This is a genomic window from bacterium (assembly GCA_035549195.1).
GTDB lineage: Bacteria > Oederibacteriota > Muellerivitia > Muellerivitales > Muellerivitaceae > DASZRK01.
In genome coordinates this window covers 14,936-29,458 of sequence record DASZRK010000075.1, presented here as the reverse complement: position 1 = coordinate 29,458, position 14,523 = coordinate 14,936, and the positions used below count along the sequence as shown (strand labels likewise).

The following is a 14,523-nucleotide window of genomic DNA, read 5'->3' as shown; positions in this document are numbered from 1 at the left end:
TTCCCCGGCCGGCGCGAAAAACCGACTAAAGCTTCAAACCCTTCATCGCCTCAAAAGCGGCCTTGGCGCTCTTTTTGACGTGCTTCAACAAGAGCTTGTTGACCCCGTTCAAATAGGCCTTGGCCGAAGCCTCGATGACGTCGGTGGAGACGCCCCGTCCATGGGCCTCGTCCCCGTTGGTGGTGACGGTGACCGTCACCTCGCCCTGGGCATCCCGCCCCTGGGTGAGGGCCTTCAAGGTGTAGTTCTCCAACTTGCCCTTGAACCCGGTCGCCCGGTCGATGGCATTGAAGACCGCGTCCACCGGCCCGTCGCCGGTCGCCGCTTCCTGGGTCTCCTGGTCGCCCTTCTTGAGCTTCAAGGTGGCCGTCGGGAGCGTCGTGGTCCCGGCGGAGGTATGCAGGTAGGTCAACTGGTAGGTATCGCTGGAAGCCGCGATCTTTTCCTCGATCAGGGCCTCGATATCCTCGTCATAGACGCTCTTTTTCTTGTCGGCCAGGTCCTTGAACTTGGCGAAGAGATTGTCCAATTCCTCCGGCTTCACCCCATAGCCCAGGTCCTCCAGGCGCTTCTTGAAGGCGTGTCGGCCCGAGTGCTTGCCCATGACCAAACGGCTCTCCGGCACCCCGATCTCCTGGGGCGTCATGATCTCGTAGGTCTGGCGGTACTTGAGCATGCCGTCCTGGTGGATGCCGCTCTCATGGGCGAAGGCGTTGTTGCCCACGATGGCCTTGTTGGGCTGGATGGGGAACCCGGTGAGGGTGGAGACCAGGCGGCTGGTCTTGTAGATCTCCCGGGTGTTCACCCCGGTGAAGAAGGGGTACTTGTCGGAACGGGTCTTGAGGATCATGACGATCTCCTCCAGGCTGGCGTTCCCCGCCCTCTCCCCAATGCCGTTGATGGTGCATTCCACCTGCCGGGCCCCGTTCTGGATGGCGGCCACCGAGTTGGCCACCGCCAGGCCCAGGTCGTTGTGGCAATGGACCGACAGGATGGTCTTGCCGATGTTGGGCACCCTTTGGCGGATGGAGGCGATCATGCGTCCGTATTCGTCGGGCACGGCGTATCCCACGGTGTCCGGCAGGTTCACCGTCGTGGCCCCGGCCTTGATGACGGCTTCCGTCATGCGGCAGAGATAGTCCACGTCGGACCGGGAGGCGTCCTGGGCCGAGAATTCCACGTCATCGGAGAACTTGCGGGCATATTTCACCGCGTCCACCGCCGCCTCGACCGCCTCTTCCTTGGTCTTGCGGAAGATGTATTGCAGGTGGATGTCGGAGGAGGAGATGAAGACGTGGATACGGGGTTTCTTGGCCGGTTTCAGGGCCTTGGCGCAGGTGTCGATGTCCTTACGCATGGCCCGGCAGAGCCCGGCCACCGAGGTCCGCTTCACGAGTTTGGCGATCTTCTGGACCGCGTCGAAATCGCCCGGCGAGGCCGCGGGGAAACCGGCTTCGATGATGTCCACGCCCAGTTTCTCCAGTTGGGCGGCGACCTTCAGTTTTTCCTCGGTGTTCAGGCTGGCCCCGGGGGCCTGCTCGCCGTCACGCAGGGTGGTATCGAAGATGTAAACGCGGTCCTGGGGATTGGATGTTCTTTGGTTCTTCATGATGTGTCTCCTTAGGGTTGGGTCCATGGGTCCGTAAATGGGTGAAAAGGGGGTCTAAGCGGCCGAGCGGGAGCGACGCAATCGGTCAACCCCCTTCTTGGTCAGGGAGGACAGGAGCCCCCAGAAGAAATAGAGGGTCAGGACGGCGAAAGCCGTGGGTTCCGCCGCCTTCAGGAGCGAGAAGATGACCAGCACGATCACCACCAGGGTGAGGGGCTTGACGGTCTCGAGCTTGAATTTCTTGAGGCTCGGGTAGCTGAGGGTGGAGATCATCACCAGCCCGATCATGACGGTCAGGATGGGGATGCCCCAGAACTCGATGAGGTTCAGGTTCTCCTCGTACCAGCCCATGACCTTGTTCATGAAGATGCCCTTCCCATACCAACCGCCCCAGCGGGAGAAAAGAACGTAGCTGGCCAGGATCCCGGCGGCGGCGGGGCTCGGGAGGCCCATGAAGTGGCTCTTCTCCTCCACCTGGGCCTGGACGTTGAACCGGGCCAGGCGGACGGCGGCGCAGACCACGTAGAACACCGTGATGGAGAGCCCCAGGCCGTTCTGGTAGCGGAGGACCGAGAGGTAGATCAGGATGGCCGGCGCCATGCCGAAGCTCACTAGGTCGGAGAGGCTGTCGAATTCCATGCCGAAGCGGCTGGTGGTACCCGTGGCCCGGGCCACGAAGCCGTCGAAGAAATCCATGAAGGCCGCGATCACGATGAAGCGCGCGGGCCAGACGAAAGGAACGACCTTGGTCTCGGCCGCAACCGACAGGGTCAGTGCGTCGTTGATGGCATAGGCGATGGAAAGGATGCCCAACACCATGTTGCCAGCCGTGAAAAGGTTCGGCAGGAGGTAGATGGTCTTGCGGAAGCGCGAGGAGGACGTTTTAGCCTCCGGGGCCGGATGGTTCTTCGTGCGGGAAGGGGCCATGTCAAAGCTCCCCGAGGACGGTCACACCGGCCAGGACCTGGTCGCCCACCTTCACGGCGGGTTTGAAGGTCTTGGGCATGAAAACATCCACCCGCGAGCCCAGCAGGATGCGCCCGATGCGTTTGCCCCGCTCGATGCGGTCGCCCTGACCGGGGGTGGTACGGATGCGGTGGCAGACCAGCCCGGCGATCTGCTTGAGCACCATGCGGCCCATTTTTTTCGGGCGGGGCCCGGGCGATATCAGGTCCACCACCAGGTGGGCCTGCTCATTGACCAGGTCGGCCTTGTCCTCATAGGCGGCCATGAACTCGCCCTTGTGATAGACCTTCTTCACCACCTTGCCGTCGAAGGGCGCCCGCTGGACGTGGTTGTTCAGCGGGTTCATGAAGATGGCGACCTGGACGCTGGGTTTCTTGAGGTGGAACTTCTCGGTGACGGTCCGGATGACCACGACCTTCCCGTCGGCCGGGCTGATCACCTGGCGGGGCTTGAGCGCCCGCCCAGGGGCCCGCTCAAAATCCCGGAAGAAGTTCAGGATGAGGAAGGAGACGACCAGGACCGCCACCCCGAAAAGGGCCAGGAACCAGTAGCCCCAGTGGGAGCCGGCCAGCAGCAGGACCCAACCCGTGATGAACACGGGCAGGAACATGCTCCAGGTTTCCGGCATGAACGGCAGTCTCACGGCAGCACCCCTCTGACCACAGAGGACACAGAGATCGCAGAGAAACCCGGACCCTTTAAAAGGCCTTTTTTCTCTTTTTCGATCCTTCTCTGTGCCCTCCGTGCCCTCTGTGGTTTGAACTTTTACTTTTTCTTCATCCAGCTGAACATGCTGCGCACCTGCACCCCGACCTTCTCGATCAAGTGCTCGGAATCGAGCTTCAGCACCGAGTTATAGACCGGCCGGTTGGCCTGGTTCTCCAGCACGAACTCGCGGGCGAACATGCCCGTCTGGATCTCGGAGAGGATGCGTCGCATCTCGCCACGGGTGTTCTCGGTGATGATGCGGCGTCCCCGGCTGATGTCCCCGTACTTGGCGGTGGTGGAAATGGCGTCCCGCATGCCGGTGATGCCCTTTTCGTAGATCAGGTCCACGATCAGTTTCACCTCATGCAGGCACTCGAAATAGGCCACTTCGGGCTGGTAGCCCGCGGAGACCAGGGTGTCGAACCCGGCGCGGATGAGCTCCGAAAGGCCGCCGCAGAGCACCACTTGCTCGCCGAAGAGGTCGGTCTCGGTCTCTTCCTTGAAGGTGGTCTCCAACACACCGGCGCGGGTGGCGCCGATGGCCTTGGCGTAGGCGAGCGCCAGCTTCATGGCGTTGCCGGTGGCGTTCTGGTGGATGGCGACGAGCGCCGGGACGCCCTTGCCGTCCACATAGGTGGTGCGCACCAGGTGGCCCGGACCCTTGGGGGCGATCATGAACACGTCCACGTCCGCGGGCGGCACGATCTGGCCGAAATGGATGTTGAACCCGTGGGAGAACATGAGGGCCTTGCCGGCCTTCAAGGACGGCAACACGTCGTTGCGGTAAAGGGCGCCCTGCAGGTCGTCCTGGATGAGGATCTGGATGATGTCGGCCTTGGCCGCCGCTTCCTTGGAGTCATAGGCCTCGAACCCGTCGGCCTTGGCCTGGGCCTTGGTCTTCTCGCTGCGGGCCCCGATGATGACCTTGATCCCCGAATCCTTGAGGTTCAGGGCCTGGTTGCGGCCTTGGTTGCCGTAACCCAGCACCGCCAGGGTCTTCCCCTTGAGGGCGTTGATATCGGCGTCTTGCTCGTAGTGGATCTTAGGCATTTCCTTCTCCTTGGTTTTTAGGTCCTGAATTAAGAATTCAGGATTAAGAATCAAAAATTGAGGTCAAAGGTTCGACTGTCCGGCCTTGCCGGCCTTCACCTTCACCTTGGCTTCCTCTTCCTCCAGCACCTTCTTGCCCCGGGAAATGGCCACCTCGCCGGTGCGCACCATCTCCAGGATGCCGTAATTCTTCAGGAGCTCGACCATGGCGTTGATCTTGCTCTCCTTGCCCGTCACTTCGATGATGAAGCTCTTCGCCCCCACGTCCACGATCTTTCCGTCGAAGCACTGGGCGATCTCCATGACCTGGCTTCGGTTATGGGCCTCGGCCTTGACCTTGATGAGGGCCAGGTCCCGCCCGATGAAATCATCGTTGGTCAGGTCGATGACCTTGATGACGTCGATGAGCTTGTTGAGCTGCTTTTCCACCTGGTCGATGATCCTCTCATCCCCCTTGACCACGATGGTCATGCGGGAGACCTTCGGGTCATCGGTGATCCCGACCACCAGACTGTCGATGTTGTAGCCCCGGGCCGAGAAAAGGTTCGAGACGCGGGACAGGACCCCCGCGTGGTTGTTCACGAGGACGGAAATGGTGTGACGCATGGTGTTGTTCCTTTCCCTGATCTTAAAGATGGACTTGGGTGGCTTTTTTGGGGGCCTTGGCCGCTTCCAGGGCCTTCTGTTTCTGGTGTTCCTTGGAGAGCACGATGTCCTTCACGGCCCCTCCGGCGGGGACCATGGGATAGACGTGCTCCTCGGCGTCGACCACCAGGTCGACCAGGCAGGGCCCCTTCTTGGTCAGGGCCTCTTCCAGGACCTTGGTCGTGTCCTTCGGGTTCTCCGCCCGGTAGCCCGCGATGCCGTAGGCGTCCGCCAGCTTCACGAAGTCCGGCTGGGCGGGGATCGAGGTGGCCGCGTAGCGCTTGTCGAAGAACAGGTCCTGCCATTGCTTGACCATGCCCATGAACTTGTTGTTGATGATGATGGTCTTCACATTGAGGTTGTACTGCTTCACGATGGCCAGTTCCTGCAGGGTCATCTGGAAGCTGCCGTCCCCCGCGATGTCGACGACCGTCGCGTTGGGGTGGGCGAAGGCGGCCCCAATGGCGGCCGGGAACCCGAACCCCATGGTGCCCAAGCCCCCCGAGGTCAGCCAACGACGGGGTTTATTGAACTTGTAATACTGGGCGGCCCACATCTGGTGCTGTCCGACCTCGGTGGCCACATAGGCGTCGCCCTTGGTGATGCGGTAGATCTCGTCGATGGCGAATTGGGGCAGCACGACCCCTTTGGGGTCCTGTTTGTACGCGAGCGGATGCTTGGTGTTCCAGGAATCCAGTTGGTCATACCACTCGTCATAGTCCTTGGTCCCGGCCCGTTTGGTCAGTTCCTTGAGGATGGAACGCATGTCGCCCAGAACATGGGCGTCCACCTTCACGTTCTTCCCGATGGAGGTGGGGTCCACGTCGATATGGGCCTTTTTCGAATGCGGGGAGAACTCGCTGAGCTTCCCCGTCACCCGGTCGTCGAAACGGCTACCGATGGCCAGCAGGAAATCGCAATGGGTCAGGGCCATGTTGGCCCGGTAGGACCCGTGCATGCCCAGCATGTCGATGAATTGCCGGTCGGTGGCCGGATAGGCCCCCAGGCCCATCAGGGTCAGGGTGACAGGCACGTTCGTCTTGCGGGCGAACTTGTAGAGGTCCTCCGAAGCCCCGGCGTTGATGACGCCGCCCCCGGCGTAAATGAGAGGACGCTTGGCGGCCTTCAAGAGCTCGGCGATCTTATCCAATTCGTTCATGTCCGGTTCGGGCACGAACTTGGAGAGAGGGATGGAAGGCTTCAACGGGATCTCCACCTCCGCCGAGGCGGCGGCGATGTCCTTGGGGATGTCGACCAGAACCGGCCCGGGACGGCCCGAGCGGGCGATGAAGAAGGCGTCCCGCATGATCTGGGGCAATTCCTGGATGTTCTTCACCAGGTAGTTGTGCTTGGTGCAGGAGCGGGTGATGCCGACCACGTCGGCTTCCTGGAACCCGTCGGTGCCGATGAGGGAGGTCGGGACCTGGCCCGTGATGGCGACCAGGGGGACCGAGTCCATATAGGCGTCGGCGAGACCAGTGACGATGTTGGTGGCGCCGGGGCCGGAGGTGACCACACAGACACCGACCTTGCCGGTCGACTTGGCGTAGCCCTCGGCCATATGGACCGCGCCTTGCTCGTGACGGGTATCGATGAGGCGGATCTTATCCCGGTTCAGGTAGATGGCGTCATAGACCGGCAGGATCGCCCCGCCCGTGACGCCCCAGCAGATGTCCACGCCCTCGCTTAAGAGGACATCCACCACCATTTCGGCGCCTTTTTTGAGCTTCGTCTTTTGTTTCGCCATCGTTTTCTCCTTAAAAATGCCCCAACCCCGGCAAGCGTGAAAGGGCTCGATTTTACAATAATTTCCTGGGTTTGTTCATCATTCAGGGCCGAAATCGCACCCGAATTTACGGGTTTTACGCCGAAAAGACCCTAAAACCGGACGGGATCAAGAGCGGGAGCCGAAGGGAGGGCTTTGGCTAAAAAAAAAAGCCGCGGCGGTCCCTTGGGCGGGACCCCGCGGCTTGGTAGCCGTCGTTAGGAGCGCACCGCCTCCGGACGCAAAACCGGTACCAATACCAACAAAAGGACCAAGGTTGTCGCGATGCCGAAGGCCATGAAAAACTCCTCGAAATTACTGCTGGTCGGACTATACCGACCCGACTTCTGAATGTCAAGGAGCGGAAGGCGGATCAATTGGCGAAAAGCCAAAAATGGAACAGTAACCACAGAAAGACCAAGACCGCACCCCAGGCCAACAGGGTCCTTTTGAGGTCCGCCCACCAGATCATGCCTTGGTTCTCCTTCAAATAATTCCTGAATCTGCCCCAGAAAAAAAGCGCGGGAGGAACGAATACGATCAACACGATGGATGCCAGCACCGCTTTGTGTTGCGCGTCCGGATGGTGCAGGACGCGAAAGACCAGGAAAAGACCGATCAAGACCATCAGGGATTGGGCCACCCAAAAGGTCACATATTCCAACAAGCTGGGCGGGATCTGGAACAAAAGGACCTTCCAATCCCTGTTCTCGACCAGTATCGATTCCTCCCCGGGTGGAAGGGGCGTTCCACAACGATAACAGCAAAGGATTCGGAGCCCTTTATGGAAGGGACTTTGCCGGTGATAGGCCGCTTTGTGCGGACAGGACCCGATGATCCATCCGATGGAAACAGCGAACCAGATGGACAGTACAACTTGGATGAAAAGACCCACCCCCACCAATTCGGGGTCGAAATTGCTGCTGATAGGGGTCAGGAATATGTTCAAGAGCAGGAACCAATACCAGGGTTCCAGTAGACGGATATGGGGGATGTCGGAGGATTGTTCGATGTAATAAGCCCAAGCCCTGGAAATGGCCCAAGCAAGTAGAATGACCACGATGATGGAGATCGGCATTTGGGAACGGCCCTCAAGACCGAAGGGTTATTTCCGGATCTGATCCAGGATCAACTGGGCGTCAGTGTAATTGGGGCGGCTTCGGACCGCCATAGAATAAGCTTCCTGGGCTTTCGCCTTTTGGCCGACCAGGTAGAGGAAATTCCCGTATTTCCAATAAAGATTCGCCGTGGGGTAGCCTTTCCGGATCGCCCGGTGAAGGGCCTGCAGATTGGGTCCCAGGCCTTCCTTGAAATGATATTGAGCGACCCACTCCCCATAGAGGGACTCCAGGAACGGATCTCCCGCCATCAAAGGGTACCCCCGCTCCAAAGCGTGGGCGGCTTTTTGATAAATTTCAGGATCATTGAGGATGCATTCAGCCTCGAATTGACGTTCGTGGAAGAATCGATGGGCCTGGAGCCATTTCCCGAGAAAGGCAGGCTCCTTCGGACCCAAAGGGACCAAGCCCAAGACAAGACCTCCGTCCTCCTCGACCTGACCACTGGGAAGAGGAAGCCATTGGACCTGTGGGAGCCGTTTTGAAAGGGCATCCTCCAGGTGACGGTTGACGATCAAGGCCGCCCAATGGGCCTGGGGGGGATCGAGCTTGGGGTTGAGGGCGGCATTGAAGGGATAGGTTTCCACGGTCAGGCTATGGTTGCGGGAAAGCAAAAGGAAATCGGAGAAGATCAAGCCGGGTCCTTCTTCCACGCTTTTTCTTTGAAGGGCAAGGAAGGCTTCCTGGTTCACCCTCTGGTCCGGGCTCGAGGGCCCGCGTCGGAGACCACTGTCAAAATTATTGGCCCTGGCCAAGTGGAAGGCATCCAACCCCATCGACAAGACCAAAAAAAGGGAAAAAACCAGAGGCCCCCATCGAAGCTTGGTCCATTCCCGGTAAAAGGCAACAAGTCCAAGAACCACAATGATCAGGGCCCAGGGCATGGCCTGAACGATGCGATAAAGACCTGGATAATCGGAAGTGGCCATCCCCGGGGCCAAACACCAAACGAACAGGACCAAAAGGACCCTTTCCCGAACATCCTTGCCCTTGAATACCCCCAATATTCCCCGGAAAAAGGCGAGCCCCAGGATCGGGTTCAGGAACCCTCCCCAAGCCGGAGCGTTCGAAGCATTCTTGACCAAGGCCCCGAACCAGAGGGCAGTCCAATAAGAAACAACATTGGATAATTTCTGCTGTATCGAGAAATTGGGACTGGTCAGTGCGATCTCTATCCAATGTGCGCCGAACCCCTCCCGGACCGCGAAATACAAGAAAGGACCTATGGTAATGGCCAGTGAAATGAAATAAAGGAGCGCGGACCTAAAATCCTTATTTTTTTTGTATGCCCAAAGAAAAAACAGGATGGAAGCGATCGCCACACCGACCCAAGAGGCATAAGTGAAGAACCCCAGGCCGGTCGCCGTCCCCCAGCCCAAAGCGGCCCACCTTTTTCGCTTCATCCCCTGTGCCGTCAAACAAAGAACGGCCATCCAAAGGACCACTCCTTCGAAAAAAGGGACCATCTGGAGATAGAACTCCCCTGCGTATACGGGCCAGAATCCAAAAGCCATTAGAAACCCGAACCATCCTGCCCCTTGTTTCGGCAAAAGGCGCCGGATTACGAAGGTCCAGACCAGGAAGGTCGCAACGGAAACCAAGGCCGCACTGGCGGCCAAGAATAGACGGACAGGTATGAATTTTCCAAGGAAGGCCGTATAGATCCAGATCGACAAAGGAGGATGTTGCCCAACCGTGTAGAAATAACGCCACTCCCAATGTTCCGCCAGATGGATTCCCAAGAAACCTTGGAGCGCCTCATCCCCGGTCGGCCAAGGATGGCCCCACCACGGGACCAATATCCGGTAACCCACGACGCCCAAAAATAAGAGCACGGTCATTGGGGACGGCCCCGATACGGAACCTTCCCGGGCCGAACGCTTGGAAGTTATCCCTTTCGAAAGCCCGTAAAGGGTCGCGAACATGAACAAGCCGTGCGATCCCAAGGCATAAGCGCCCATCTTGGAAAGATCGCAACCATAGGAAAGGTAGCAGAGGTCGATGAACAAAAGGGTCCATAAGGTGGAACGGAGAAATGTCTTTGTGATTCGTGGGATCCTGCGGTTAGGAACGGCGGTCAAGGGAATATCTCCTGAACTTCTCGCAAGGCCTCCAGGGCCCGGGCATGGAACTCTTCGACTTCTTTGGTTTTTCCTTCTTGGGCCTTGTATCGGGACAGCTTTTCCAACAAGTCCGCTGTTGGATATCCACGCTCCAAAGCCTTCACTAAAACTCGGTCCGAGATCGATGGATCCGATCCCAAGTTGAACTGGGAGACCCATTCCCAAAAGACCGTTTCCAGGTAACGATCCCCTTTGATCCGGGGATAAAGATCCCAGGTGTCCTCCAAGGCCGTCTTGAAATACTGGGGCCCATTGAAGCTTCGTTCAGCCTCCAGGTTCAACCGATGGAACGAATGATGGACCGCGATCAGGTCTGAGATCCATTTTCGGTCCCTTTCCCCGATCGGAATGAGGCCTAAAGCCATTCCGCCTTCCAATGCGGGCGGGACGGAATGGAACCAAAACCAACGGGCCTTTGGAAAACGGCTCCGTAAGAAAGGGACCAATTGGACCTCCGTGACCAAGGCGGCCCAAGAGCAGGCTTGGGGGTCCAAACGGTCGTTCTCGGCCGCATTAAAGGAATGGACCGCCACGGAAAGGGAATGGCCGAACTTCAGGGGCATGAAATCCGTCAGGACGATCCCCGGGCCTTGGGATTTGGCAACGCCTTGAAGGGTCCGATAGGCGAGGAATCCTTCATTCCCATCGGCAAAGGAGGCCTTTTCGATCCTCGCCCTTTCGCCGGAAAGGACCGGCTTCAGGTAATGCCAGCCATCCAGGGCGGTCGAAACGGCCAGGATCAGGCACAAACCCACAGTCGCCGTTTTATCGGCCTTGAGTCGGGAAAGAACGGCTCGTAGGCCCACAACACAGGTCCATAGGACCCAAGGCATGACCTGGATGATCCGGTTCAACTCAACATAGTCCCCCGCCAGGAGACCGGGCAAAAGGCAAATAAAAAGGAAAAACAAGGTGATCTTCGACTTCCCGGAGGCTCGGTCCTGGATCAAAGCCGCTAAACCGACCCAAAAAGCCGTGGACAGGATGGGATTCAGCATTCCACCCCAAAGCGGGCCATAGGAAGTACCTGCCTGAAGCGAACCCCAAAAAAGACTTGTGATATAGGAAAGTCGCGTGATCCAAAGGTGGGATGGTCCAAATCCCGGGTTGAGGGGAGAAGAATCCAAAAGATGGTGTCCATAGCCTTCCCGGAACGCCGCGATGAGGAACGGCAAGATCCCGAGCAGGAGGCCGGAATAATAGGCGACGTGCGCCATCCGTCCACGTCCGTTGAAAAGGGCCAACCAAAGGCAAGTTGCCCCGAAAAGGACCGCCCACCAGGCGGTGAAGGTCAAGGTTCCCAGCCCGATCCAGAGGCCCAAGAGGAATATATCCCACCCATGCCATCGGACCCTGGGTCCTTCCGCCAGTTCTCCAATTCCCCAAAGAGCGACAAGTTCCCAGAACGGAACGAAAAGTCCTTGGTGGCAATATCGCCCCAGCGAAAGGGGCCAATAACTGATCGCCAACAGGAACACAAAGACCAAGGACCATTTCCGGTCGAACCAACGGCGGGCCGCCCCATAACCGACCGGAATGAGGATCAGCGAAAAAAAAGCGGGAAGGCACCAAAGAGCGGTCAAACCATTCCATCCCGCCTTGAACATCAGGGCCAGGGACCAGATCAACAGAGGCGGATGCTCCCCCACGGTATAAAAGAACTGACCCGTCCAATGCCGGGCCAGGCCCATGGCCAGGAAACCATGAAGCCCTTCATCGCCCGTAGGCCAAAGGAAATCTTCCGTCAAACGCCAGAACCTGGGGACAGCACCCAGTAGGATCAAGGACACCAATGCCAAAAGCGCCGTGCTTGGCGCCGGTTTCTTTTCCACTCTTCGAAATGAAAGAGCACCTGAAAGATCCTTGAGGAAGAGGGCGGTGGTCGGAACCAAAAAGCCGGCTACGAAGACCCACCCAGTCACTACTGGCGGGAAGCCACCATAGGCCAACGCCGTATTGGCGGCGATCAGAAGGGTCACGAAGACCCAAAAGGCCGCTTTCGATCTCACAAGACCCCCAAATGATTCGCGACATAGAACCCTACGAAAAGAACGAGCGTGGTCAAGTAGATCCAGCGAAAACCAGTGCCTACAGCTCCTTCCAATAAGCCGGACTCCCGCAGCTTTCTGAACTCCAAATAGCTCATTCCCAGGAAAGCCAGGCCTTGAACGGCTCCCCAGGCCCCATAGCCACCGAGGGTCAGTTGGACCGCGAAGGAGAAAAAAACGGCCGTCCAAAAGAACAGGATCCCCCAGCCAGGTCGCTTTTCCCCTTCCCATTCCTCATGGGCAAGGGCCTCCCCGGAATAAGCGCTCGCCACCCAAAGGAAAAGCGGTATCCAAAGGGCCGATAAGAAGAGGGGTGCCAGGATGGCCGAGGTCCCATGATCCCGAACGATGTAACAGGTCCGCTCGACCCACATACCGGTGAAATAAAGCAGGGGCTGAAAATTGTTCAACACACCTTTTCCCTGGATCCCGATCCCTTGGCTTGCTCGCACCAAAAGAGAGATCGATACGGCGGACAAGACCATTCCCCAAGGAGCCAATAGGTCCAGATGGACCACTTCTGACCCGATGCCCAGATCCTCCAAATGACCAAGGGAAGGGACAAAAAAGGAAAATAAAAAGACCAAAAGGGTCGAAATAAGCAGGTAAAAAAACGAACTAAAAATGAGGGGGAACCAGTTCATGAACTGGTTTTTAGCACTAGATCGTCTTAATGGCGAGAGTAATGAAGGAGGCGCGTAAATAAACGATTTTCACGATCTTTTTCTCGATAATCTGCAGTTGTCGTGATTATTTCTGTTAAAAATCCATTAAGCTTGTTGCGTCATAATATAACATAATATATCATAACATTGCTTAGGTCTTAGGCCTAAACCCTTTAGCAATTCTTTTTGTCGAGTATTCAGGAGGCTTTCATGAAGCAAAAATGGTCGAAAGAAAAGATCGTTGAAACGATCCAGGATCTGAAAAAACAGAATGTGGACATTTCCGCAAGCAACATCTCGAAGAACTACATTCCCTTGTTCACCGCTGCTTGTTCCCGCCGTTATTTCTCCAGTTGGGCCAACGCCGTAAATGCCGCCGGGATCGACTACGAGCAGATCCTGGAAGCCGGGAAAACGCGCCGTCGCAACAAGTTGACCAAGTGGTCCAAGGAGCAGGTTTTGGAGGAGGTCCGCAAGGCTGAATCCCAAAAGCTACTGAGCACTTACCGGGATCGTTTGGCCCTTTACTCCGCCGCCCGGCGGGAATTCGGCAGTTGGAAGCAGGCTCTGGAAGCTGCGGGTTACAAGCTCACCAAAGGGTCCCACAAGAATTCGAACCAGATCTTCAAATCCGAGGAAATGAAGGATAATTCACCTGAGATGAAGGCCTGATCCATCTTAAAAAAAAGGGCGGGCCAAAAGGCCCGCCCTTTTTTTATGTCCTCAGATCCCGCACAGCCCAGACCTAGAATCGGTAAGCCAAGGCCACCATCGGTTTTTGCTGAAAGTCCAAGTAAGCGACCGGCTTCAACCCATGCTCATCGTTGAAGTCCTTGGCTGCCGTGGGCGCATGGGCCATATCCACGATCCAAAGACCCGTGAAAGCGATGACCCCTCCCCACATGAGGTTGGTCCCGATGTTATCGGCGTTCTTGGAATCGCCCAATAATCCACCTGAGAAGGTCGCCGTATCGGACCGGATCAAAGCCCCCAGGCCGAATGAAACCACCGACACGATCTCACCGGTCAAAAGCACGTTCCCCATCAGGTGGTCATCCGCGTAAAAATGACCATACCCATGGATCAGGAGCCCCGGAAAAAAAGCCAACATGAAGGCTTTGTTCGGGTCCTTGTAGAAATAATTCTGATGGTTGGTTTCCAGGCTTCCGGCCAAGCCGGTGTCGGCGTTTTGAGCGTTCACTTGGGCGGAAAGGACAAAAAGAAAGGATAGGAGCGTAAGGATGAAAGACCGAGCCGAAAGTTTCATGGAGCACGCCCATTCCGGGTGCATGGGAGGACTACTCCGGCTCGCCTCCCGCTTCCCCTCTTTTAGGATACCGACGAAGCTTCCTTCGCTTTTTTCTTCTTTCCTTGCGGGGCTGCTTCAGGATTCTGGTCCTCCGCCTTCCCTTCCTTCTTCTCGGCCGGATTCTCAGCGGTCTTCTCTTCCATCGGACGGTCCACCAATTCCAGGAAGACCATCTCGGCACCGTCTCCCATCCGATAACCCAGCTTCAGGATCCGGGTGTATCCGCCCTTGCGTTGGGCATAGCGGTAGATCAGGGTCTTATAAAGCTTGTTCACTACTTCTCGTTCACGGACGAACCCCAGCACGTTGCGCTTGGAAGCAAGGGTCTCCTTCTTAGCGGTCGTGATCATCTTCTCCGCATAGCGGCGGACTTCCTTGGCCCGCGCCTTGGTGGTCTTGATCCGTTCATGCTTCAACAGGGACGTGACCATGTTGCGGATCATGGCCCGGCGATGGGCTGGTTGGACGCCGAGGCGGCCGTGATGGGCTTGATGTCTCATGAAAAACTCCTCTGGGA

Annotated in this window: 13 protein-coding genes; 1 reads left to right on the top strand and 12 read right to left on the bottom strand. The window is 57.5% G+C overall.

Going from position 1 to position 14,523, the window contains the following annotated elements:
- Positions 1–25: 25 nt before the first annotated feature.
- The 10 genes from VHE12_12800 to VHE12_12755 form a co-directional block, all read right to left on the bottom strand.
- The gene (locus tag VHE12_12800) at positions 26–1,609 is read right to left on the bottom strand and encodes a 2-isopropylmalate synthase (GenBank protein ID HVZ81660.1); all 1,584 of its coding nucleotides are present in this window, start codon (positions 1,607–1,609) and stop codon (positions 26–28) included.
- A gap of 54 nt (positions 1,610–1,663) precedes the next feature.
- Entirely contained in the window at positions 1,664–2,536 is an 873-nt protein-coding gene (gene pssA / locus VHE12_12795; protein HVZ81659.1) for a CDP-diacylglycerol--serine O-phosphatidyltransferase, read from the bottom strand.
- A gap of 1 nt (position 2,537) precedes the next feature.
- Positions 2,538–3,203 (bottom strand): phosphatidylserine decarboxylase, encoded by a 666-nt coding sequence (locus tag VHE12_12790; GenBank protein ID HVZ81658.1) that lies wholly within the window; start codon positions 3,201–3,203, stop codon positions 2,538–2,540.
- A gap of 137 nt (positions 3,204–3,340) precedes the next feature.
- The gene (gene ilvC / locus VHE12_12785) at positions 3,341–4,333 is read right to left on the bottom strand and encodes a ketol-acid reductoisomerase (GenBank protein ID HVZ81657.1); all 993 of its coding nucleotides are present in this window, start codon (positions 4,331–4,333) and stop codon (positions 3,341–3,343) included.
- A gap of 63 nt (positions 4,334–4,396) precedes the next feature.
- Entirely contained in the window at positions 4,397–4,939 is a 543-nt protein-coding gene (ilvN, locus tag VHE12_12780) for an acetolactate synthase small subunit (GenBank protein ID HVZ81656.1), read from the bottom strand.
- Positions 4,940–4,961: 22 nt separating this feature from the next.
- Positions 4,962–6,725: a biosynthetic-type acetolactate synthase large subunit gene (gene ilvB / locus VHE12_12775; protein ID HVZ81655.1), complete on the bottom strand. Its 1,764-nt coding sequence runs from the start codon at positions 6,723–6,725 to the stop codon at positions 4,962–4,964.
- Positions 6,726–7,116: 391 nt separating this feature from the next.
- Entirely contained in the window at positions 7,117–7,821 is a 705-nt protein-coding gene (locus VHE12_12770) for a hypothetical protein (protein ID HVZ81654.1), read from the bottom strand.
- Between the two features lie 27 nt (positions 7,822–7,848).
- Complete coding sequence (locus tag VHE12_12765; GenBank protein ID HVZ81653.1) at positions 7,849–9,870, bottom strand: hypothetical protein; 2,022 nt, start codon at positions 9,868–9,870, stop codon at positions 7,849–7,851.
- Between the two features lie 68 nt (positions 9,871–9,938).
- Positions 9,939–11,993: a glycosyltransferase family 39 protein gene (locus VHE12_12760; protein HVZ81652.1), complete on the bottom strand. Its 2,055-nt coding sequence runs from the start codon at positions 11,991–11,993 to the stop codon at positions 9,939–9,941.
- On the bottom strand, positions 11,990–12,676 hold the full coding sequence (locus tag VHE12_12755; protein ID HVZ81651.1) for a hypothetical protein: 687 nt from the start codon (positions 12,674–12,676) through the stop codon (positions 11,990–11,992). The genes VHE12_12760 and VHE12_12755 overlap by 4 nt, the downstream gene beginning before the upstream one ends.
- A gap of 231 nt (positions 12,677–12,907) precedes the next feature.
- Here VHE12_12755 and VHE12_12750 point away from each other — a divergent pair, with 231 nt between their 5' ends.
- Positions 12,908–13,369 (top strand): hypothetical protein, encoded by a 462-nt coding sequence (locus tag VHE12_12750; GenBank protein ID HVZ81650.1) that lies wholly within the window; start codon positions 12,908–12,910, stop codon positions 13,367–13,369.
- A 73-nt stretch (positions 13,370–13,442) separates the two neighbouring features.
- On the opposite strand, the gene VHE12_12745 is transcribed toward VHE12_12750, so the two are convergent.
- Both VHE12_12745 and rplQ read right to left on the bottom strand, forming a co-directional pair.
- Positions 13,443–13,898 (bottom strand): hypothetical protein, encoded by a 456-nt coding sequence (locus VHE12_12745; GenBank protein HVZ81649.1) that lies wholly within the window; start codon positions 13,896–13,898, stop codon positions 13,443–13,445.
- Between the two features lie 128 nt (positions 13,899–14,026).
- Entirely contained in the window at positions 14,027–14,506 is a 480-nt protein-coding gene (gene rplQ / locus VHE12_12740; GenBank protein HVZ81648.1) for a 50S ribosomal protein L17, read from the bottom strand.
- Positions 14,507–14,523: the final 17 nt, after the last annotated feature.